The organism is Arthrobacter sp. PTI12 (assembly GCF_056679915.1).
This window is the reverse complement of record NZ_CM155256.1, coordinates 1,821,406-1,840,313: the sequence shown is the minus strand read 5'-3', so window position 1 is coordinate 1,840,313 and position 18,908 is coordinate 1,821,406. Positions and strand designations below refer to the sequence as shown.

At 63.6% G+C, this 18,908-nt stretch carries 13 protein-coding genes; 6 read left to right on the top strand and 7 right to left on the bottom strand.

What is annotated here, in order from left to right; translation table 11 throughout:
- Nucleotides 1–5 precede the first annotated feature (5 nt).
- Nucleotides 6–1,115 carry a polyprenyl synthetase family protein gene (locus AC1MBU_RS08920; RefSeq protein WP_346028375.1) on the top strand — a complete coding sequence of 370 codons (1,110 nt, stop codon included), beginning with the start codon at nt 6–8 and terminating at the stop codon, nt 1,113–1,115.
- A 9-nt stretch (nt 1,116–1,124) separates the two neighbouring features.
- Here the strand turns inward: AC1MBU_RS08920 and AC1MBU_RS08915 are convergent, their stop codons facing one another.
- The gene (locus AC1MBU_RS08915; protein ID WP_056547110.1) at nt 1,125–1,478 is read right to left on the bottom strand and encodes an Rv2175c family DNA-binding protein; all 354 of its coding nucleotides are present in this window, start codon (nt 1,476–1,478) and stop codon (nt 1,125–1,127) included.
- A 270-nt stretch (nt 1,479–1,748) separates the two neighbouring features.
- Here AC1MBU_RS08915 and AC1MBU_RS08910 point away from each other — a divergent pair, with 270 nt between their 5' ends.
- Together AC1MBU_RS08910 and pknB are read left to right on the top strand one after the other, a co-directional pair.
- On the top strand, nt 1,749–3,320 hold the full coding sequence (locus tag AC1MBU_RS08910) for a LysM peptidoglycan-binding domain-containing protein (RefSeq protein ID WP_479787013.1): 1,572 nt from the start codon (nt 1,749–1,751) through the stop codon (nt 3,318–3,320).
- Between the two features lie 91 nt (nt 3,321–3,411).
- Nucleotides 3,412–5,517: a Stk1 family PASTA domain-containing Ser/Thr kinase gene (gene pknB / locus AC1MBU_RS08905; protein WP_277357831.1), complete on the top strand. Its 2,106-nt coding sequence runs from the start codon at nt 3,412–3,414 to the stop codon at nt 5,515–5,517.
- 32 nt (nt 5,518–5,549) lie between these two features.
- On the opposite strand, the gene AC1MBU_RS08900 is transcribed toward pknB, so the two are convergent.
- Nucleotides 5,550–6,920, bottom strand: a complete 1,371-nt coding sequence (locus AC1MBU_RS08900) for a class II 3-deoxy-7-phosphoheptulonate synthase (protein WP_479787012.1) — start codon at nt 6,918–6,920, stop codon at nt 5,550–5,552.
- Between the two features lie 66 nt (nt 6,921–6,986).
- Nucleotides 6,987–7,943 carry a lysophospholipid acyltransferase family protein gene (locus AC1MBU_RS08895; RefSeq protein ID WP_277357832.1) on the bottom strand — a complete coding sequence of 319 codons (957 nt, stop codon included), beginning with the start codon at nt 7,941–7,943 and terminating at the stop codon, nt 6,987–6,989.
- A 151-nt stretch (nt 7,944–8,094) separates the two neighbouring features.
- On the opposite strand from AC1MBU_RS08895, the gene AC1MBU_RS08890 reads away from it, so the two are divergent.
- Together AC1MBU_RS08890 and AC1MBU_RS08885 are read left to right on the top strand one after the other, a co-directional pair.
- Nucleotides 8,095–8,859, top strand: a complete 765-nt coding sequence (locus AC1MBU_RS08890) for an alpha/beta hydrolase (protein WP_346028377.1) — start codon at nt 8,095–8,097, stop codon at nt 8,857–8,859.
- Entirely contained in the window at nt 8,856–9,314 is a 459-nt protein-coding gene (locus AC1MBU_RS08885) for a hypothetical protein (protein ID WP_471673310.1), read from the top strand. Before AC1MBU_RS08890 ends, AC1MBU_RS08885 begins: the two co-directional genes overlap by 4 nt.
- A gap of 15 nt (nt 9,315–9,329) precedes the next feature.
- Here AC1MBU_RS08885 and AC1MBU_RS08880 read toward each other — a convergent pair whose 3' ends face one another.
- Nucleotides 9,330–10,460, bottom strand: coding sequence for an ROK family glucokinase (locus AC1MBU_RS08880; RefSeq protein WP_479787010.1), 1,131 nt, complete (start codon nt 10,458–10,460; stop codon nt 9,330–9,332).
- A 156-nt stretch (nt 10,461–10,616) separates the two neighbouring features.
- Between AC1MBU_RS08880 and AC1MBU_RS08875 the strand changes: the two genes are divergently transcribed.
- On the top strand, nt 10,617–12,434 hold the full coding sequence (locus tag AC1MBU_RS08875) for an AMP-dependent synthetase/ligase (RefSeq protein ID WP_479787009.1): 1,818 nt from the start codon (nt 10,617–10,619) through the stop codon (nt 12,432–12,434).
- A gap of 4 nt (nt 12,435–12,438) precedes the next feature.
- On the opposite strand, the gene AC1MBU_RS08870 is transcribed toward AC1MBU_RS08875, so the two are convergent.
- The 3 genes from AC1MBU_RS08870 to AC1MBU_RS08860 form a co-directional block, all read right to left on the bottom strand.
- A complete protein-coding gene (locus AC1MBU_RS08870; RefSeq protein ID WP_479787007.1) occupies nt 12,439–13,851 on the bottom strand; it encodes a mycothione reductase in 1,413 nt (470 codons plus the stop codon).
- A gap of 3 nt (nt 13,852–13,854) precedes the next feature.
- Nucleotides 13,855–15,285, bottom strand: coding sequence for a nucleotide-binding protein (locus tag AC1MBU_RS08865; RefSeq protein WP_479787006.1), 1,431 nt, complete (start codon nt 15,283–15,285; stop codon nt 13,855–13,857).
- Between the two features lie 75 nt (nt 15,286–15,360).
- On the bottom strand, nt 15,361–18,774 hold the full coding sequence (locus AC1MBU_RS08860; RefSeq protein WP_479787005.1) for a pyruvate carboxylase: 3,414 nt from the start codon (nt 18,772–18,774) through the stop codon (nt 15,361–15,363).
- Nucleotides 18,775–18,908: the final 134 nt, after the last annotated feature.

Genomic DNA, 18,908 nt, shown 5'->3' with positions numbered 1-18,908 from the left:
AGCCTATGACTGACGGTATCGCTGCTCTTTCCACTCCCGTGCAGGATGAGCAGGATCGCTTCAGGAAGTCGCTTACCGAAGCTACCTCCCGCTTCCTCTCAGCGCAGCGGTCCATCCTCGAAACGGTGTCGTCCGACAGTGCAGTGCTTGTCGATGCGATAGAACGGTTGGCCTCCGGTGGCAAGAAGATGCGTCCGCTGCTGTGCTACTGGGGCTGGCGAGGCGCCGGAGGCGCAGCGGATGACGACGGCGTCGTTCTGGCGGGCATGTCCCTGGAACTGTTTCAGGCAGCTGCGCTCATTCATGACGACATCATTGACCGCTCGGATCTCAGGCGCGGAGCCCCCAGTGTGCACAAACAGTTCGAGACCCTTCATGACGACGGCGGCTGGCATCTGGATGCCGGACATTTCGGAACCGGCGCTGCGATCCTCGCGGGTGACCTGTGCCTGTCTCTCAGCGAAGAAGCATTCGCTTCGATCACCGCCGCACCTAAGCGAACCGCTGAAGCCCGCGCAATATTCAACAGGATGCGCACGGAAGTCATGGCCGGCCAGTATCTGGATCTCCTGGAAGAGGCAGTCGGGCCTGATCGGCACCCGGATGTTGCAGTTCAGCAGGCACTGAGCATCGTGCGCTTCAAATCCGCCAAATACTCCACGGAGCATCCGCTGTGCATTGGGGGCGCTCTCGCGGGAGCATCGCCGTCGTTGCTTGCCGGCTACTCCGGCTTTGCACTCCCCCTCGGGGAAGCTTTCCAACTGCGGGACGATCTTCTGGGCGTGTATGGCAACCCGGCGCTCACCGGCAAGCCCGCCGGCGATGACCTGCGGGAGGGAAAGCGAACGGTGCTGATTGCCAAGGCGCTGCAGGCTTGCAGCGCAGACCAGGCCAGGACCCTCAATGCCGGCCTTGGCCGAGAAGGCCTGAGCCAGGACGAAGTGCTGGAACTGCAGCGCATCATTGACGCAACAGGTGCCCGCGACGAGGTGGAGGCGTTGATAGCCGAACGTGCCCGCGCCAGCTACAAATCGCTGGAGGCACTCCCCCTCGATCCGCCCTGCAGAGACGCGCTCTCCGTTCTTGCGGAAGCTGCCGTTACGCGAGTGGCCTGAACAGGGCGGCTACCACGCCGAGGATTGCGCACGGCGGCGGATCTCGGTTTTGCGCCCCGCTTTCAGCGCATCGACCGGCCGGCCCGGCAGAGACTCGTCTTCCGTGAAGAGCCAGCGAATGATCTCTTCATCCGAGAACCCTGAGTCGCCGAGTACAACGACCGTCCCCTTGAGGCTTTCCAGGACGTGCCCATCATCGATAAATTCCGCAGGCACTGAGCGGATTCCACGATCAGTAACGCGAACCGACACCAACGCCCGCTCATTGATGAGTCCATGAACCTTGGTGATGGACAGATCAAGCGCTTCCGCGACATCGGGAAGGGTGAGCCAGCTGCCCACGAGGTTCTCCAGTGTATTCACGCCCTTAAGCGTGCCATGCCTTGCTGCCCTAACTCCACTCAGCAGCTGCAGTCAGGATGGAATCACCGACGCGCCGAAACTGCGCAAATACTGAGACTTTTTGAGCTGTTGTGGTAAACGACCCATGGTGTAGATTCACATAAGTCACACAGGTAACAGTAACAACTTGTGTATCAACTGCACCATGGGGTTCGGGGATTACGGCGGCATCGACTGTTGCTCCCTGCCCTGCCATGCGGCCCAGCCCGCCATTACAGATGAGGACAGACCATGACCGCCCAGCGCCCGTCATCGCCGCTGAACGTGCCAGCCGCCTGCACCACGCCTTTCCGAAACCGTGGAATCGGTATCGCAGTGTCTTCCGCAGCGATACCCGCCGTCGTTCTTTCGTCGCTTGCACTTGCAGCACCGGCAGCCGCCGCGCCGGCCGCAGGCCATAGCGCGTACCAGCCATTGAAGACCATGCCGGCCGCTGCCAGTGCGACCGGCGCCATGATTCCCGCGGCCCTGGTGGCAACGCAGGTACCGCGGATTGTTCCCATGCAGAGCAGCGCCACAACGTACGTGGTCCGTGCGGGAGACACCATCAGCGGCATCGCAGTCCGTCACGGGCTGAGCATGCACGCGGTCCTGAAAGCGAACGGGTTGAAGGTCAACTCCATCATCCACCCCGGCCAGAAGATCAAGCTGGCGGGTTCGTCGGCATCTGAGGCTCCGGTGAAGCAGACTGCTCCGCCCAAGCAGCAGTCCTCCGCAACGTACACAGTGAAGTCCGGCGATACTCTGGGAGCAATCGCTGCCCGCCACGGTGTCAGCCTCTCGTCGGTTCTGACGGCAAATGGGCTGTCGATGACGTCCATCATCCACCCGGGCCAGAAGATCAAGCTCTCGGGTTCATCCGCAACGCCGGCGCCCAAGGCGACAACCCCCAAGCCGTCAGCTCCAAAGCCCGCCGCATCGGCATCCGGAGCAACTTATGTGGTGAAACCAGGTGACACGCTGGGTGCGATCGCTGCCCGCCACAATGTGAGTCTGGGATCCATCCTTTCGGCGAACGGGCTCTCCATGAGCTCGATCATTCATCCTGGCCAGAAAATCAAGCTGACCGGCGGGTCGAGCGTTGCTGTTCAGACAAGTCCGAAGCCCGCAGCGCCGAAGCCGTCCGCCCCAACGGCCAGCGGCTCGTACACGATCAAGGCCGGCGATACGCTCGGCGGCATCGCCGGCAGGCATGGAGTCAGCCTCAGCGCGCTGCTCTCCGCCAACAAGTTGAGCGCCACCACCATCATCTACCCCGGAAAGAAGCTCACGATCCCCGGTGGGTCCAAGGCTGCCCCGGAACAGAAGCCGGCGGACCTCGTTCCATCGACCTTCCTCCACTACACCTACCCGGATGCAGTGGTTGCGGAAGCCAATAAGAACAAGCACACGCTGAACGGCCTTCCGGTTCCCTCGCAGGCCCAGATGAAAGCGATTGTCGCTGACACTGCCCGCAAAATGGGCGTAGACCCAAGCCTTGCGCTCGCCTTCTCCTACCAGGAGTCGGGGTTCAATCAGCGGGCTGTCTCACCGGCGAACGCCATCGGTGCCATGCAGGTCATCCCGATGTCCGGCGAATGGGCTTCCGATCTCGTTGGCCGGAAGCTGAATCTGCTGGATCCCTATGACAATGCAACCGCCGGTGTGGCGATCATCAAGGCGCTGATCCGGACCAGCCCCAACCTGGATACGGCGATCGCGTCCTACTACCAGGGCCAGTATTCGGTGAAAACCCACGGCATGTTCGCAGACACCAAGAATTATGTGGCAGCGATCAAGGCGCACCAGAAAAACTTCCGGTAGGCGACCACCGCCCCCTGCGGGTTCAGCGGCCGGCGCCCGACCGACCTGTGTTGGTGCGGGCGCCGGCCGCTGCTTCACTTAGTATCGAAGAGTGCGGGAGCGGCCGAAGGACTCACTGGTAGACACCGTTGTAGACGGGCGCTACCACGTTCGTTCACGGCTGGCGAGCGGCGGCATGTCGACCGTCTACCTTGCCACCGACGAACGGCTGGAACGCGACGTCGCGCTGAAGGTTCTCTATCCGCACCTCGCAGAAGACGAGCGCTTCCTCGAGCGTTTCGAGCGCGAAGCGAAGTCAGCGGCCAGGCTTTCGCACCCGCACGTGGTCGGGGTACTGGACCAGGGCGTGGAAGACGGACCAGGGCAAAGCGTCGCCTACCTCGTAATGGAGTATGTACCGGGCAAGACCCTCCGGGACCTCCTCACCGAACGGGGACGGCTGACGCCCCGCCAGGCTCTCGCGATTCTTGATCCAGTGGTTGAGGGACTGGGAGCGGCACATGATGCCGGGCTCATTCACAGGGATGTCAAGCCGGAGAACGTCCTGCTGTCCGAACGCGGTGGAATCAAGATTGCCGATTTTGGTCTTGCCCGTGCGGTCTCGGCCGCAACCCATACCGGAACGCTGGTGGGCACGGCGGCCTACTTCCCACCGGAGCTGGTGACAGGCGGAGCCGCGGACGCGCGCAGCGACATCTATTCGGCTGGCATCGTCCTGTTCGAGCTCCTCACGGGCAGGCAGCCATACTCCGGTGAAGCGCCCATCCAGGTTGCGTTCCAGCACGTGAACTCGCGGGTTCCCGCGCCCTCCACGATCGTTCCGGGACTGGCAGAGGACCTCGACGAACTGGTGCTTTGGTGCACCGCGGTTGATCCCGAAGAACGCCCTATCGACGGCAATGCCCTCCTCGGCGAGTTGCGGCACATTCGAACCACCCTGAGCGATGACGAGCTCGACCACGGCAGCGACCACCGCGCCGGTTCGGCACCAGGCGGCGAAGAAGCAGCGGCCTCCGACGGCGCCGAACGTACGGAGATCATCGGCGCAGCGCACTCGTCCACAGACGTAGCGGGATCGCATCCATATCCAACGGAGGTCATCGGCGCCCCGGGCTCTCCGACAACTGTGCTGGGAAACAGTTCCCACCACACCACAGTCCTGGGCTCCACGCCGGTTGCAGGATCCATGCCGCAGCGGCAGCTGGATTCAGCCGCACGAGAGAAGCTCGCTGCGAGGGACTTCAAGACCTACCGCAAAGAGCAGGCACGGGCCGTACAGCGCCCGGAAAAGACGCTGCGGCCAGGCAATGCACGGCGCAGGAATGCCTTTCTCATTCTCTTGCTCGCACTGCTCGCAGCGCTAGCGGCAATAGCCGGCTGGTTCTTCGGTGTGGGTCCGGGCGCGCTGGTGGCCGTTCCCGATGTTTCCAGCCGCTCAGTAAGCGCAGCGCAGGCATTGCTGGCCCAGGCCGGCCTATCCTCGAGCGCGGAGCCGTCCTATTCTGATTCCGTCGCGGAGGGCCTTGTGATAGCCAGCGAGCCGGAGGCAACCGCTACGGTGAGGCCCTGGGAGGAGATTCAGCTCCTAGTGTCGCTGGGACCGGAACTTTTCGCGATTCCGGAGGTCGTCGGTCTCGCTGAGGCAACAGCGGCGGCCACACTGGTCGCCGCCGGTTTCGAAGTAGGAGAAGTGACGCCGCAGTTCAGTGACACCGTTGCCGACGGCGCGGTGATCGCGACTACTCCAGCAGCAGGTGAACAGGTTCCCGCGGGCACCCCCGTGAGCCTGACGGTTTCACGGGGACCGGAGCCGGTCTCGGTTCCTTCCGTTGTGGGCCTGCCGGAGGAAGAAGCGGTCAGCATCCTGGCGGGCGCCGGGCTGACCCCGCTAATCGAGCCCGCGCCGGTCAATGACATCAAAGTACCGGCCGGATCCGTCCTGGTACAGACACCGGCAGAGGGGCAGCTGCCTCCGGGCGGGTCAGTGACGCTGACTCTCTCCGACGGCCCGCGCATCATTGCTGTTCCCGACGTATTCTCCGAACGTGAGGCGGAAGCCATCGCCGCACTGGAGGAGGCCGGGTTCACGGTCAAGGTGAACTACGCCTTCGGCCGCCCGGTGCTGGGCCTCGTTGCCGGCCAGGACCTCACGGGCGAGCATCCCGAAGGATCAACGGTCACCATTACCGTGACGTGAGATCGAAGCACCGGCGAAGGTAGCTGCGCCGGTTAGCGTCGGGACAGCGCCCCGGCCACAAGGAAAGCCATCTCGAGGGACTGCATGTGATTCAGGCGTGGATCACACACGGACTCATAGCGGTCGAGGAACGCTTCCTGATCGATCGGGTCCGCTCCGCCGAGGCACTCCGCGACGTCATCACCGGTCATCTCAACGTGAAGGCCGCCCGGGAAGGTGCCGAGTTCGTTGTGTACCTCAAAGAAACCGCGCACCTCATCCATGACATCGTCGAAATTGCGGGTCTTGTACCCGTTGGGGGAAGTGACCGTGTTGCCGTGCATTGGATCAGTTACCCAGAGGATCTTGGCGCCGGAATCAGTCACCTTTGACACGAGGTTGGGCAGCTTCTCGCGGATATTCTTGGCGCCCATCCGGGTGATAAACGTGAGGCGGCCCGGCTCCCTGTTGGGGTCCAGCTTGTCAATGAGTGCCAACGCATCATCCGGCGACGTACCGGGGCCAAGCTTCACCCCAATCGGGTTGCGTACGCGTGACAGGAAATCAATGTGAGCGCCGTCGATATCCCTCGTTCGCTCGCCGATCCACAGGAAGTGTGCCGACGTGTCATAAGGCAGGCCTGTGCGTGAGTCGGTGCGGGTCAATGCGCGCTCATACTCAAGCAGCAGGGCCTCATGGCTGGCGAAGAACTCGACGCGGGTCAAGGCATCAAAATCGGCGCCGCAGGCTTCCATGAAGCGGACGGCGCGGTCAATTTCGCGCGCCAGCGATTCGTACCGCGAGTGGGCCGGATTGGCAGTGAAGCCCTTATTCCAGTGGTGGACGAGACGGAGGTCTGCAAATCCGCCCTGGGTGAAGGCGCGAATCAGATTGAGCGTCGATGCGGAGGTGTGGTACGCCCGCACCATCCGGGAGGCGTCATGACCACGGCTCTCCGGCGTGAAGTCATACCCGTTCACCATGTCCCCGCGGTATGCCGGTAGGGTCACGCCTTCGCGGGTTTCATCGTTCGATGAACGCGGCTTCGCGAACTGGCCGGCCATGCGTCCCATCTTGATGACAGGAAGCGAGGCACCGTACGTGAGGACTACGGCCATCTGGAGGATGGTCTTTACACGAGCGCTGATTCTGTCTGCGGTGGCGCCCTCGAAAGTCTCCGCGCAATCGCCCCCCTGCAGGAGGAACGCCTTACCCTGGGCAGCGGCGGCGAGCCGCTCACGCAACACATCCACCTCACCTGCGAAAACAAGCGGCGGCAGCGTGGAGAGCTCGTCGAGAGAAGACCGGTGAACGGTGGAGTCCTGCCAGCTGGGCTGCTGGGAGATTGCCAGCTCCCGCCAGATATCCAGCCCATGATCGGGTGCTGCTGAACGGGAAGCGGAGGTAACGGTTGTTTCGTTCACTACTTAAGCCTAATGGCTATACCCGATGCCGGCGGACTCCCCTGTCATGCGGCAGCGCCCGTCCCGTCACATAGCCCGGCTGCTGGAATCGCCCTCGTGCCTTTTCCGTGTTCGCCGGGGTGCGGCAGGAGGGTCCGGCGTCTCATCAGAGGCCTCGCCAGGGTCATGTCCGATGGTTCGTACTTCACCGGGCAACGGACCTTCGGTACTTGGCGGCAAGGAGGTGTCCGACGACGGCTGAAATACGTCTGCCGGAGCAGAGCCTTCCAGCCGGACGGCGGCCTGACGGGACGGATCCGCGATCCGCTCCGCCTTCTTGCTGGTCTTCCTGCCTGCCGTCTTCGCGCTGGCGAGACGCTCCTTGACGCTGCTGGCGTAGACGTCGACATACTCCTGACCGGAGAGCCGCATGAGCGCATACATGATTTCATCGGTCACGGAACGTTGAATGAAGCGGTCCTCGCCCATCCCTGCATAGCGCCGGAAGTCCATCGGCTCCCCGACGATGATGCCCACACGGCGAATATTCGGGATCCGTCTTCCGATGGGCTGCACCTTGTCCGTACCGATCATGGCAACCGGAATGACCGGTACCCCGGTTGCGAGGATCAGCTTGGCGACGCCGGTCTTTCCGCGGTAAAGCCTGCCGTCCGGGCTACGCGTTCCCTCGGGATAGATACCCAGCAACGCACCGGACTTCAGGATTTCTTCTCCTGCCGACAGCGACGTGGCGGACGCGGCGCCCCCGGAACGATCCATCGGCAGCTGGTTTGTCAGCCGAAAAAACGCAGCGGTCAGCTTTCCTTTCAGGCCCTTGCCTGTGAAGTACTCGGATTTAGCCAGAAACACCACAGGACGCGGCACTGCAAGTGGAAGGAAGATCGAATCCGAGAAAGATAGGTGGTTGCTCACGATGACAGCTGCACCGGTTGCCGGAATGTTATCCAGTCCCTTGACCCATGGCCTGAACAAGAGATTCACAAGTGGACCAATAAAGATCCTCTTCATGATCCAGTAGAACACTCTGCCAGCCTTCCTGCGTGGATGTTCCGATTACCTGGGAACAGGCAAAACCATGCCTTCCGCAAACGGGTTCTTGGAACACTACTCTACGGGCGGACAGTGTGCGGGACGTCACTGGCAGTCCGCGGAACGCGATGACACCATTGGAATCATGACGGCCGACCCCACTCTCGCAGCGTTCTCCTCGAACGGTTCAGGAAATAACGCACGTATTGGGGTTCTTCTGAGCCATGGCTTCACCGGCTCGCCGGCGAGCGTGGCTGGCTGGGCCCGGTACCTGGCTGATTACGGCTTCGCCGTGCGGCTCCCGTTGCTGGCCGGGCACGGCACCACCTGGCAGGAGCTCGCAAGGACACCCTGGGAGCGCTGGTACGAGGGGATCGACACGGCGTATCAGGATCTGGCTCGAAATACTGACGCGGTGGTCGTGGCAGGACTGTCGATGGGTGGTGCCCTCGCTCTGCGGTTGGCGGCGCTGGAACCGGTGGCCGGCGTCGTCGTCGTAAATCCCGGCCTCACCATGGGCGATCCGCGCGCCCGTTACGCCGGCGTACTGAAGTACCTGCTCCGGTCGGTCCCCTCGATCGGCAATGACATCCGGAAGGAGGGCATGGACGAGCGGGCGTATCCCCGTACGCCGGTCGCTGCAGTCCACCAGCTTGCGCAGCTTTTTCGCGACACCACCGACCGGCTCCCCCAGGTCACCGCACCCACGCTGGTCTTCCGGTCCAATGTGGACAGGATTGTGCCGGAAAGCAGCCTGGAAGTTCTACAAAGGCGCATTGGGAGCGCACACTTGGAAGTAATACGGTTGGAGAACAGCTACCACGTGGCCACCATGGACCACGACCAGGAGCTCATCTTCGAGCGCTCCGCAGCATTCATCGAGCACGTGACAGCAGGTACCACCGCATGAGTCCCCGAGCACAGGACCCTAACGAATCCACTGACGACGCCGTCTGGCAGGACCTCGTCGCGCGGTTGGAAGAAAGCCCCAGCAGTGACTTTCCCGAACGTCAGGCATCAGGACCTGCACCCACCGCCGAGGAGCGCGTTCGGGCGATCTTCGACAACCAGCCTGCACCGGCGCCGCCCGGCCCCCGGGATTACTCGGCATCCGAACATGAGGATGACGGCACCTACCAGCCGCCCGAACCTCCGGCCCTCGGCGTGGGAGATCCCCTCGTGGTGCTGGCCTGGCTGTGCGCGGTGGGCGGCCCAGTAGCGCTCATGCTGATTGCAATGTTCTGGCGGTCAGTCTCCACCACCGTGATGCTGGGAATCGTCGGGATCTTCATTGCGAGCGTGACGTTCCTGATTTTCCGCCTTCCGAAAACCCGTGATTACGACGACGACGGCGCGGAGGTCTAACTTGCCGCCGGCGGCTTAGCGCCGCTCACGGAAACGTCCCGACGGCGCATTTCCGTAAGCCCTGCCCAACAATGGGCGGTATCTGATCCGTGAGAGGTCCGCGGCGCCGACGAGGCCGGCATCCGGACCCAGCGCTGCTGAGGTGATCATGGCGGCGGGACGGAAGCCGCGTCCGGTCAGATTACGTTCGAAGGTTCGCCGCGCCGGGTCAATGAGGAGCTGCCCGGCGGCACCGAGTCCGCCACCGATGACAAAGGTCCCCGGGTCCAGGGCGGCACCGAGATTCGCGAGGCCAAGGCCAAGCCACTGACCGACGTCGTCAATCAACTCCCGGCACACCGGGTCGCCACGAAGCGCCAGGCGTGTGACCACTGCTCCGGTGATGGCGTCGATGTTGCCATTCACCTCCCGCAGCAGCGTTTGCGCCACCGGTGAATTGGCGGACGCCAGCTCGCGGGCTTCCCTGCCCAGGGCGTTGCCCGAGGCGTACTGCTCCCAGCAACCACGGTTTCCACACTCGCAGCGATGCCCGTTCGGCACGATGATTTGGTGGCCGAACTCCCCCGCCACGCCGTGGCGTCCGCGCTCAAGCACACCGCCCATGATCATTGCGCCGCCTATTCCGGTGCCCAGCGTGATGAGGACGAGCCGCGGTTCCCCACGCCCTGCACCGAAACGCCATTCGGCCCAGGCGGCGGCGTCGGCATCATTGAGCACGGTGACGCGCCGCCGCAGCGCCTTCTCCAGGTTGGCTCTCAATGGTTCGTTGCGCCAGGCAAGGTGCGGGCTGAACAGGACCGTCCCGTTGTCGAGGTCCATCCACCCGGCGGCGCCGATCCCGACTGACCGGATGCGGCGACCGCTTCCAAGCTCCCGCACCAGGTCAGCGATGACTCTTTCCACTGCACGCGGATCCTGGCCGGGAGTTTCCCTGCGGGCAGAGGCCACGATGGTGCCGTCCGGATCCACGACCCCGGCTGCAACCTTGGTCCCGCCGATGTCGATGCCGATGGCAAGACCCCGTGCACGCAACGGGCGCGCCGCGTAACGGGAGCCGGCGGCCAGCGGCGATCCAAGGGGTTGGCGGCTTCCGCCGCCGAAACGGTTTCCGCCTGCCGTGGGACGCTCTTCTCGTTCCGTCTGCATGGGTACCGGCCTCCCGCCGTCGTTCTGGGACTGCACCGCGTTGCTGACTGCGGTTCACCGTTACCGTTTTGTACATTACTGGAGAGTAAGAGCTCCCGGGAAAAGCTATAGGCTAGGGCCACTCACAGGATGTGATGAAGATCAAAGGAGATTCCCGTGCGCGAATTCAGCGTTCCGGTCAAGGTGAAGGTCCCTCGGGACAACAACACTACGCACCTCGTGGTGAAGCAGGCGGAGAAACAGAGCAATCCTGCCCTTTTTGCCACGAAGGACGCCTCAGGGCAATGGTCCGATATCCGCGCAACGGACTTCCTTTCCGATGTTCGCAGGATCGCCAAGGGCCTGATGGCGTCAGGTGTGGAAGCGGGCGACCGCGTCGCGATCATGGCGCGTACCCGGTATGAGTGGGCTCTGGTTGATTTTGCCGTCTGGTTCGCGGGGGCTGTCTCCGTGCCTGTGTATGAAACGTCGTCGCCGTCGCAGGTCGCTTGGATCCTTGGTGATTCCGGTGCAGTCGCTGCTTTCGTGGAGTCTGGCCGCCACGAGAACGTGGTGCGTCAGGCAGTTGCCTCGGAGAACCTGGAGGGGTTCCGCGATGTGTGGCAGTTTGACGGCGGCGGGCTCGATACCCTGCGGGAAGCCGGGGCGGCCATTGATGATGCAGCGCTTGAGGAGCGGCGCCTGATCGCGGGTCTCGACGATGTAGCGACCATCATCTACACGTCCGGGACAACCGGAAAGCCCAAGGGGTGCGAACTGACGCACGGCAACTTCGTTGAGTTGTCGGAGAACGCGGCGGCGGCACTGCCCGAAGTTGCACACGAGGGCGCGCAGACCATCATGTTTCTGCCCCTCGCGCACGTCTTCGCCCGGTTCATCTCGGTGCTCTGCGTTGCCGCCGGCGCCACCGTTGCGCACACACCGGACATCAAGAACCTGCTTCCGGACCTGCAAAGCTACAAGCCGACCTTCATTCTGGCTGTACCGCGCGTGTTCGAGAAGGTCTACAACAACTCCATGCTGAAGGCCGAGGACAACGGCAAGGGCAAGATTTTCCATGCCGGCGTCGATGTCGCGATCGCCTGGTCGAAAGCCGACCAGGCGGGCAAGGTGGGCCTCGGCCTGAAGGTCAAGCACGCCATCTTCGACAAGCTGCTCTATGGCAAAATCCGGACCGCTATGGGCGGCAGGGTCCAGCATGCTGTGTCAGGCGGCGCGCCGCTGGGCGACCGGCTCGGCCACTTCTTCCATGGCATCGGGCTGATGGTGCTCGAGGGGTACGGGCTGACTGAAACCACGGCGCCCATCTCGGTCAGCACGCCGCAGAAGATCAAGATCGGCACGGTGGGTGCGCCGCTGCCGGGCAACGCAGTCAGGATCGCGGACGACGGCGAAATCCTCACCAAGGGCGTCTGCGTCCTGAAAGGCTATTTCAAGCGTCCCGATCTCACGGAGGAAGCCTTCACCGACGGCTGGTTCCACACCGGCGACATTGGGCAACTCGACGAGGACGGTTTCCTGAGCATCACGGGGCGCAAGAAGGAAATTATTGTGACGGCCAGCGGCAAGAACGTCGTCCCGGCACAGCTGGAGGACACCATCCGCGCCAACGCGCTCGTGTCCCAGTGTGTTGTTGTGGGAGATCAGAGGCCGTTCATCTCCGCTTTGATAACCCTCGATGAGGAAGCTTTGCCCGGATGGCTTGAGCGTCACGACCTTCCTGCCGGAACCACGATGGCTGAAGTGGCGAATCATCCCGCGGTCCGCGCAGAAATCCAGGCGCTCGTGGATTCCGCCAATGAGTCGGTCAGCCAGGCGGAGGCGATCAAGGTATTCCGCATCGTTGAGCAGGACTTCACAGAGGCAAGCGGTCATCTCACGCCGTCGATGAAGATCAAGCGCGCGCAGGTGCTCAAGGACTACTCCACGGTGGTTGAGGAAATCTACGCGCAGCAGCGCATGCAGCAGGCGTAGGTTCTCAGGTGGAGGGCACCTTCAGCGAAAGCAGGGCGTTCTCCACCACCTCGGTCAGCGCAGGGTGAATCCAGTACTGGCCGCGGGCCATGGTGAACGCGTCCAGACCGAAGTGCATTGCCTGAATGATCGGCTGGATCAGGTTCGAGGCTTCATGTCCCATGATGTGTGCGCCGAGGATGATGCCGCTGTCTTCCTCCGCGAGCACCTTCACGATGCCCGTGGTGTCTTCCATCGCCCACCCGTAGGCGGTTGACCCGTACTGCTGGACGGCCACCGCAACGCGTGAACCCGTTCGCTCCGCGCGTTTCAGTGCCTGCTCTTCGGTAAGACCCACGGTCGCGATCTGTGGCCTGGTGAAGACGGCTGCGGGCACATAACGGTGATCGCTGGTATGCAGGGCCTCCGGATGAAGCAGGTTGTGGGATACCACCCGCGCCTCATGGTTAGCGACGTGCTTGAGCTGGAAGGGGCTTGAGATGTCCCCGAGTGCCCAGACTCCGGGTACGGGCTTGCCGTCCCTCAGCACTCGCTGGAACGGGTCAACCGCAATCCGGCCGTCTTCGGTTTCGTCGAAACCGACCGCCGCTGCACCCACCCGGTCGCTGTTCGGCGTGCGTCCGGTCGCGACGAGCACGACGTCGGCTTCCACAGACAGAGCGGTTCCGTCAGGTCCAGTGACGTTAGCGGTGACCGATCCGTCGGCGTTGGCGTCCACTCTGTTGACCTGGTGTCGGGTAAGAACCTTCCACTGCGCCAGTGCCTTCTCCGTGAAACGTTCGGAAATGGTGTCGTCGAGGGAGCGCAGCATGTGTCCCGACCGCACCGCAAGGTTGACGTCGGTGCCGAGGGCAGAGAAGATGTGCGCGAACTCGGCTGCAATGTACCCGCCACCGATAATCAGCATCCTTCGTGGCTGTTCCTCCAGCCGCATGACGGTGTCCGAGGTGTGGACCTGTGGCAGGTCCAGTCCTGGAATGTCCGGAATCACTGCCCGCGAGCCTGCCGCGACGACCACCTGATCAGCAGTGATCTCGGTGCCGGCGTTCGTTCTCAGAGAGTGGTCGCCGGTGAAACGTACGTCTTCCTCGTACAGGTCAACATGCTGCAGTTCATCGGCCCGGTAGACACGCCCTGCGTCGGAGATGCTGTCGATGCGGGTGAAAATCCGGTCCCGCAGGTCTGTCCAGCGTGTTCCGGTGTGCTGCAGGTCCACTCCGAGGCGGCCGGCCTCGTCAGCTGCACGGGCCAGCTCCGCCGGGTAGACGAACATCTTGGTCGGGATGCAGCCCACGTTCAGGCAGGTTCCGCCGAAAGTCCCGCCTTCGATGATCGCGATTCTTTTGTCATCCCACTCAGGCGTGATGATGGTGTTGCCGGAGCCGGACCCGATAATCGCGAGGTCGTAGTGGGTCACTGGTCAGTGCAGCTGATCTACAACAAGCGCGGCGAGCTCAACCACTGCATCCCTGGTGCGGGTCTGCAGTTTGGAAAGCTCCACGCGGGAGCCCTCGGCGAGATGGCGGTCATACGGGATGCGCACAACAGTGCCGACACGGGAACGGAAGTGTTCCTCGATCTCGTTGACGTTGACCTCCGTGCGGTTCCCGGAGGACATGTTGACCACCACGATTGCCTTGGCCACCAAATCATGCCGGCCGTGCGCTTCAAGCCAGGACAGCGTTTCGGACGCAAGGCGCGCCTCGTCGACGCTGCCGCCTGAAACGAGGACGACGGCGTCGGCTTTCTCGAGGGTCCCCTTCATAACCGAGTGCACCATACCGGTGCCGGAGTCAGTGAGGACGATCGAGTAGTACCGTCCGAGGATGTCCGTCACCGCGCGGTAATCAGCGTCATCGAACGCCTGGGCAACAGCGGGATCGGTGTCGGAGGCGAGCACGTGAAGGCGCGAGCCGTCCCGTGCAACATAACTGGACAGCTGTGCGAAGGAATCGACCATGAACCGGTTCTGCACCAGTTGGCGCGCGGTGAAGTCGGCTTTGCCCGGCGACCGGTCGGAGAGCGTGCCGCGGTCCGGGTTGGCGTCCATGGCAATGATCCGGTCCTCGCGGATGTCTGCCAGAGCCATTCCGAGCAGGGTAGTCACTGTTGTCTTCCCGACGCCGCCCTTGCGGGAAAGCACCGGGACGTACCGGGTCCGCTCTCCCAATCGGACGCTCACCCGGTGCTCAAGCGCACGGCGGATGCGCACGGCGTCCGAATCGCCGAGGTTCAGGTAGCCGAAGGTCGCCTTGTACAGCCAGTACCGCCATCCGCTGATGGGGGCACGCTGCTGTGACGTCAGCAGCCTGTCTGCCGTGAGCGACGACGCCGGCTCCGGACCCTCTTCCCTGTTCCGCCGCGCGCTGCGGTCAGGGGATGCGGGGGTAACAGCCTGAGGGACAGCAGGTAGTTCGCTGCCACGTCCGCCTGACGGCTGCCAACCGGTCAACTCCTCATCCTCGGAGAGCCGGATGTCGCTGTCGGCCAAGGTGAGCTCGGAAGAATCGGTCGGATGTTGTCCCGGGCGCTGCCCATCCGTGGCGGGGGTGATCCCGATGTGCGGCAGCCGGTCCGGCAGCGGCGCCTGGACCACCGCAGGACCGCCCAGATCAGCGCCATCCGGTGAAGCGGCGTCGTCCTCAGAGCTCAGCGTGGACTCCCCGGCCGCTTCCGGTGCTGGGTGTTGCGCCTCATCCGAGCCCGCCTGCTTGTCTGACTGTGCCGTGCCGGCGCCGCCAGGGGCCGTCTCGCCAGCGGACTGGTCTCCAGTCATTACGGCCTCATCCGACTCCTGCGGCACGCCGACCCCGTCCTTGGACCGCTCTGCCGGCTTCTTCTCGTTCGCCATAATTCCTCACGCTCGCATAACACCCGCAGCGGGACACCGCAGGTGGATTCTGCATCACCTTAGCGCAGGCACCTTTCAGGATGGATCGATGACCAGGAGGAGGTCGCCGCCTTGTACCTGTTCGATGGCGCCGATAGCGAGCCGTTTGACGGTTCCGCCGACGGTGGTGGTGATGCCTGCTTCCATCTTCATTGCTTCAATGGTTGCGACAGTGTCACCTGCCTGGACGGTGTCACCTTCAGCCAGACTGACTGTGACGGCGCCCGCGAAGGGTGCGGCGACGTGACCGGGCTGGGCAGGGTCGGCTTTCTCGGCGGCCTTGACGTCACTGTGGACACTGCGGTCGCGTACGACGACGGGGCGCATCTGCCCGTTGAGGGTGCACATCACGGTCCGCATGCCCTTCTCGTCCGGTTCAGAGACTGCCTCGAGGGTCGCGATGAGGCGGACACCCTTCTCGAGTTCGATGACGTGCTCGCTGCCCTGCTGCAACCCATAGAGGTAATCGCGGGTGTCCAGGACGGACACGTCGCCAAAGGTATCCCGAGTGGTCTGGAAGTCCTTCGTGGGCCCTGCGAACAACAACCGGTTCAACGTGGCGCGGCGGGTCGCCGAGTCCCCCTCCAGTGCCTGCTGGTCTTCGGCGGCCAGGTCCGCGTCGCGGACCTTGATGGTGCGTCCCTGCAGGGCCTTGGTGCGGAACGGTTCAGGCCAGCCTCCGGGCGGGTCGCCGAGTTCACCGCTGAGGAACCCGATCACGGAATCCGGGATGTCGTAGCTTTGCGGGTTCTCCTCGAACGCTGCCGGGTCCACGTTCGAGCCCACGAGCTGCAGGGCGAGGTCCCCGACGACCTTTGAGGACGGGGTGACCTTCACCAGCCGGCCGAGCATCCGGTCCGCCGCCGTGTACATGTCCTCGACGGCTTCAAACCGCTCACCCAGACCCAGGGCAATGGCCTGCTGGCGGAGGTTGGAGAGCTGACCGCCAGGAATCTCGTGCCGGTAGACACGGCCGGTCGGCCCGGGCAGCCCGGACTCGAACGGGGCGTACACCCGCCGCACTGCTTCCCAGTACGGCTCCAGGGAGCTCACAGCCTCCAGCGACATGCCGGTGTCACGTTCGGTGTGCGCGAGGGCTGCGACCAGGGCGGAGGCAGAGGGCTGGCTGGTGGTTCCGGCCAATGAAGCGCTGGCGACATCGACGGCGTCGACCCCGGCGTTGGAAGCCGCCAGCAGGGTGGCCAACTGACCACCCGCGGTGTCATGGGTGTGCAGGTGGACCGGCAGGTCGAACCGCTCACGCAGCGCGGTGACAAGCTTCGCCACCGCCGCCGGGCGCAGCAGCCCCGCCATGTCCTTGATCGCCAGAATGTGCGCACCGGCGTCGACGATGCGCTGCGCAAGGTCGAGGTAGTAATCCAGGGTATAGAGCTTTTCCTCCGGATCGAGCATGTCCGAGGTGTAGCACAGGGCCACCTCGGCGACGGCGGTTCCGGTATCCCGGACAGCGCGGATCGCCGGTTCCATCTGCGAAACATCGTTCAGGGCATCGAAGATCCGGAAGATATCGATACCCGTCGCTGCGGCTTCCTGCACGAACGCTTCGGTGACCGCTTCCGGGTACGGGGTATAGCCGACCGTGTTGCGGCCACGCAACAGCATCTGCAGACACACGTTGGGCATCTCGGCGCGCAGCACAGCGAGCCGCTCCCACGGGTCCTCGCCCAGGAAGCGCAGCGCGACATCATAGGTAGCCCCGCCCCACGCCTCGACAGAGAGCAGTTCCGGCATCTTCGCCGAGACCGCCGCACCTGCCGCGGCAAGGTCACGGGTACGGACCCGGGTCGCCAACAGCGATTGGTGAGCATCCCGGAACGTGGTGTCAGTGACCGCCAACGCCGTCTGCGCGCGCAACTCCGCAGCGAAACCCTCCGGACCCAATTCCTGCAGCCGCTGCCGGCTTCCCGGACGCTTCGCCGTGTCCTGCTCCGGCTCGGTGATTTCCGGTAGCTTCTCGGCCGGGTCAAGCTCAACCGTGAGTTCCCCGTTGGGCTTATTCACGGTGACATCAGCGAGCCAGTTCAGCAGTTTCGTGCCACGGTCAGCGGAGACCCGGGCCGTGAGCAGTTCGGGGCGCTCATCGATGAACGAGGTGGCGACGTTACCGGCGATGAAGTCCGGATCCTCCAGCACCGCCTGCAGGAATGAGATGTTCGTCGACACTCCACGCACCCTGAACTCCGCCAGCGCGCGGCGTGCCCTGCGGACCGCGGACTCATAGTCCCGGCCGCGGCAGGTGAGCTTCACCAACATCGAGTCGAAGTGCGGGCTGATCTCAGCGCCCGCATAGACCGTGCCACCGTCCAGGCGCACACCCGCGCCGCCAGCCGACCGGTACGCGGTGATCTTCCCGACATCCGGGCGGAACCCGTTCGCCGGGTCCTCCGTGGTGATCCGGGACTGCAGGGCAGCACCCCGAAGCCGCACTGAATCCTGCGACAGGCCAAGATCCGCCAGCGTCTCCCCCGCTGCTATGCGTAGCTGTGACTGGACGAGGTCGACGTCGGTGACTTCCTCCGTCACCGTGTGCTCCACCTGAATACGCGGGTTCATCTCAATGAAGACGTGCTGCCCGGCGCGCTCACCGACCGTGTCCACGAGGAACTCCACCGTTCCCGCGTTCACGTAATTCAAGGCCTTCGCGAACGCGACCGCGTCACGGTACAGCGCCTGACGGATGTTCTCATCAAGGTTCGGTGCCGGAGCGATCTCAATCACCTTCTGGTGACGGCGCTGCAGGGAACAATCCCGCTCAAACAGGTGCATCACGTTGCCCTCGCCGTCGGCGAGGATCTGAACCTCAATATGCCGCGGGCGCAGCACCGCCTGCTCAAGGAACATGGTCGGGTCACCGAACGCGGAGTCTGCCTCGCGCATCGCCGCCTCAAGGGCTTCGCGCAGGTCCTCCCGCTTGTCCACCCGGCGCATACCGCGGCCGCCGCCACCGGCGACCGCCTTTGCGAAAATCGGGAAACCAATCTCATCCGCCGCCGATACCAGCTCCTCAAGATCGGCACTCGGCTGTGAAGACTTCAAAACCGGGATACCAGCCTGACGGGCTGCTTCCAGCGCACGGACCTTGTTGCCGGCCAGCTCCAGCACATCAGCCGGCGGGCCCACGAAGGTGATCCCGGCGTCGGCCGCTGCGCGTGCAAGGTTCGGGTTCTCCGAAAGGAAACCATAGCCAGGATAGATTGCGTCGCAGCCCGCCTCCTTGGCTACCCGAACGATCTCATCGACGTCCAGATACGCGCGGACCGGATGGCCTTCCTCACCGATCAGGTACGCCTCATCGGCCTTCTGCCGGTGGATCGAGTTGCGGTCCTCCTGCGGGAAAACCGCTACCGTCTTGGCGCCGGTTTCAAAACCCGCCCGGAACGCACGAATGGCGATTTCGCCTCGGTTGGCTACCAGAATCTTCGAGAACATTGCTCTCCTGTGCTCTTGCGGGTTCGATGGAACGACAACTTAGCGTCCCCAGCCTACATTTGGTCTTTCTGGTCACAGTAATCTGCGTTCACGAGCCGGTAACTTCTTGTCGCGCCCCACCGTAGAGCTAAGTT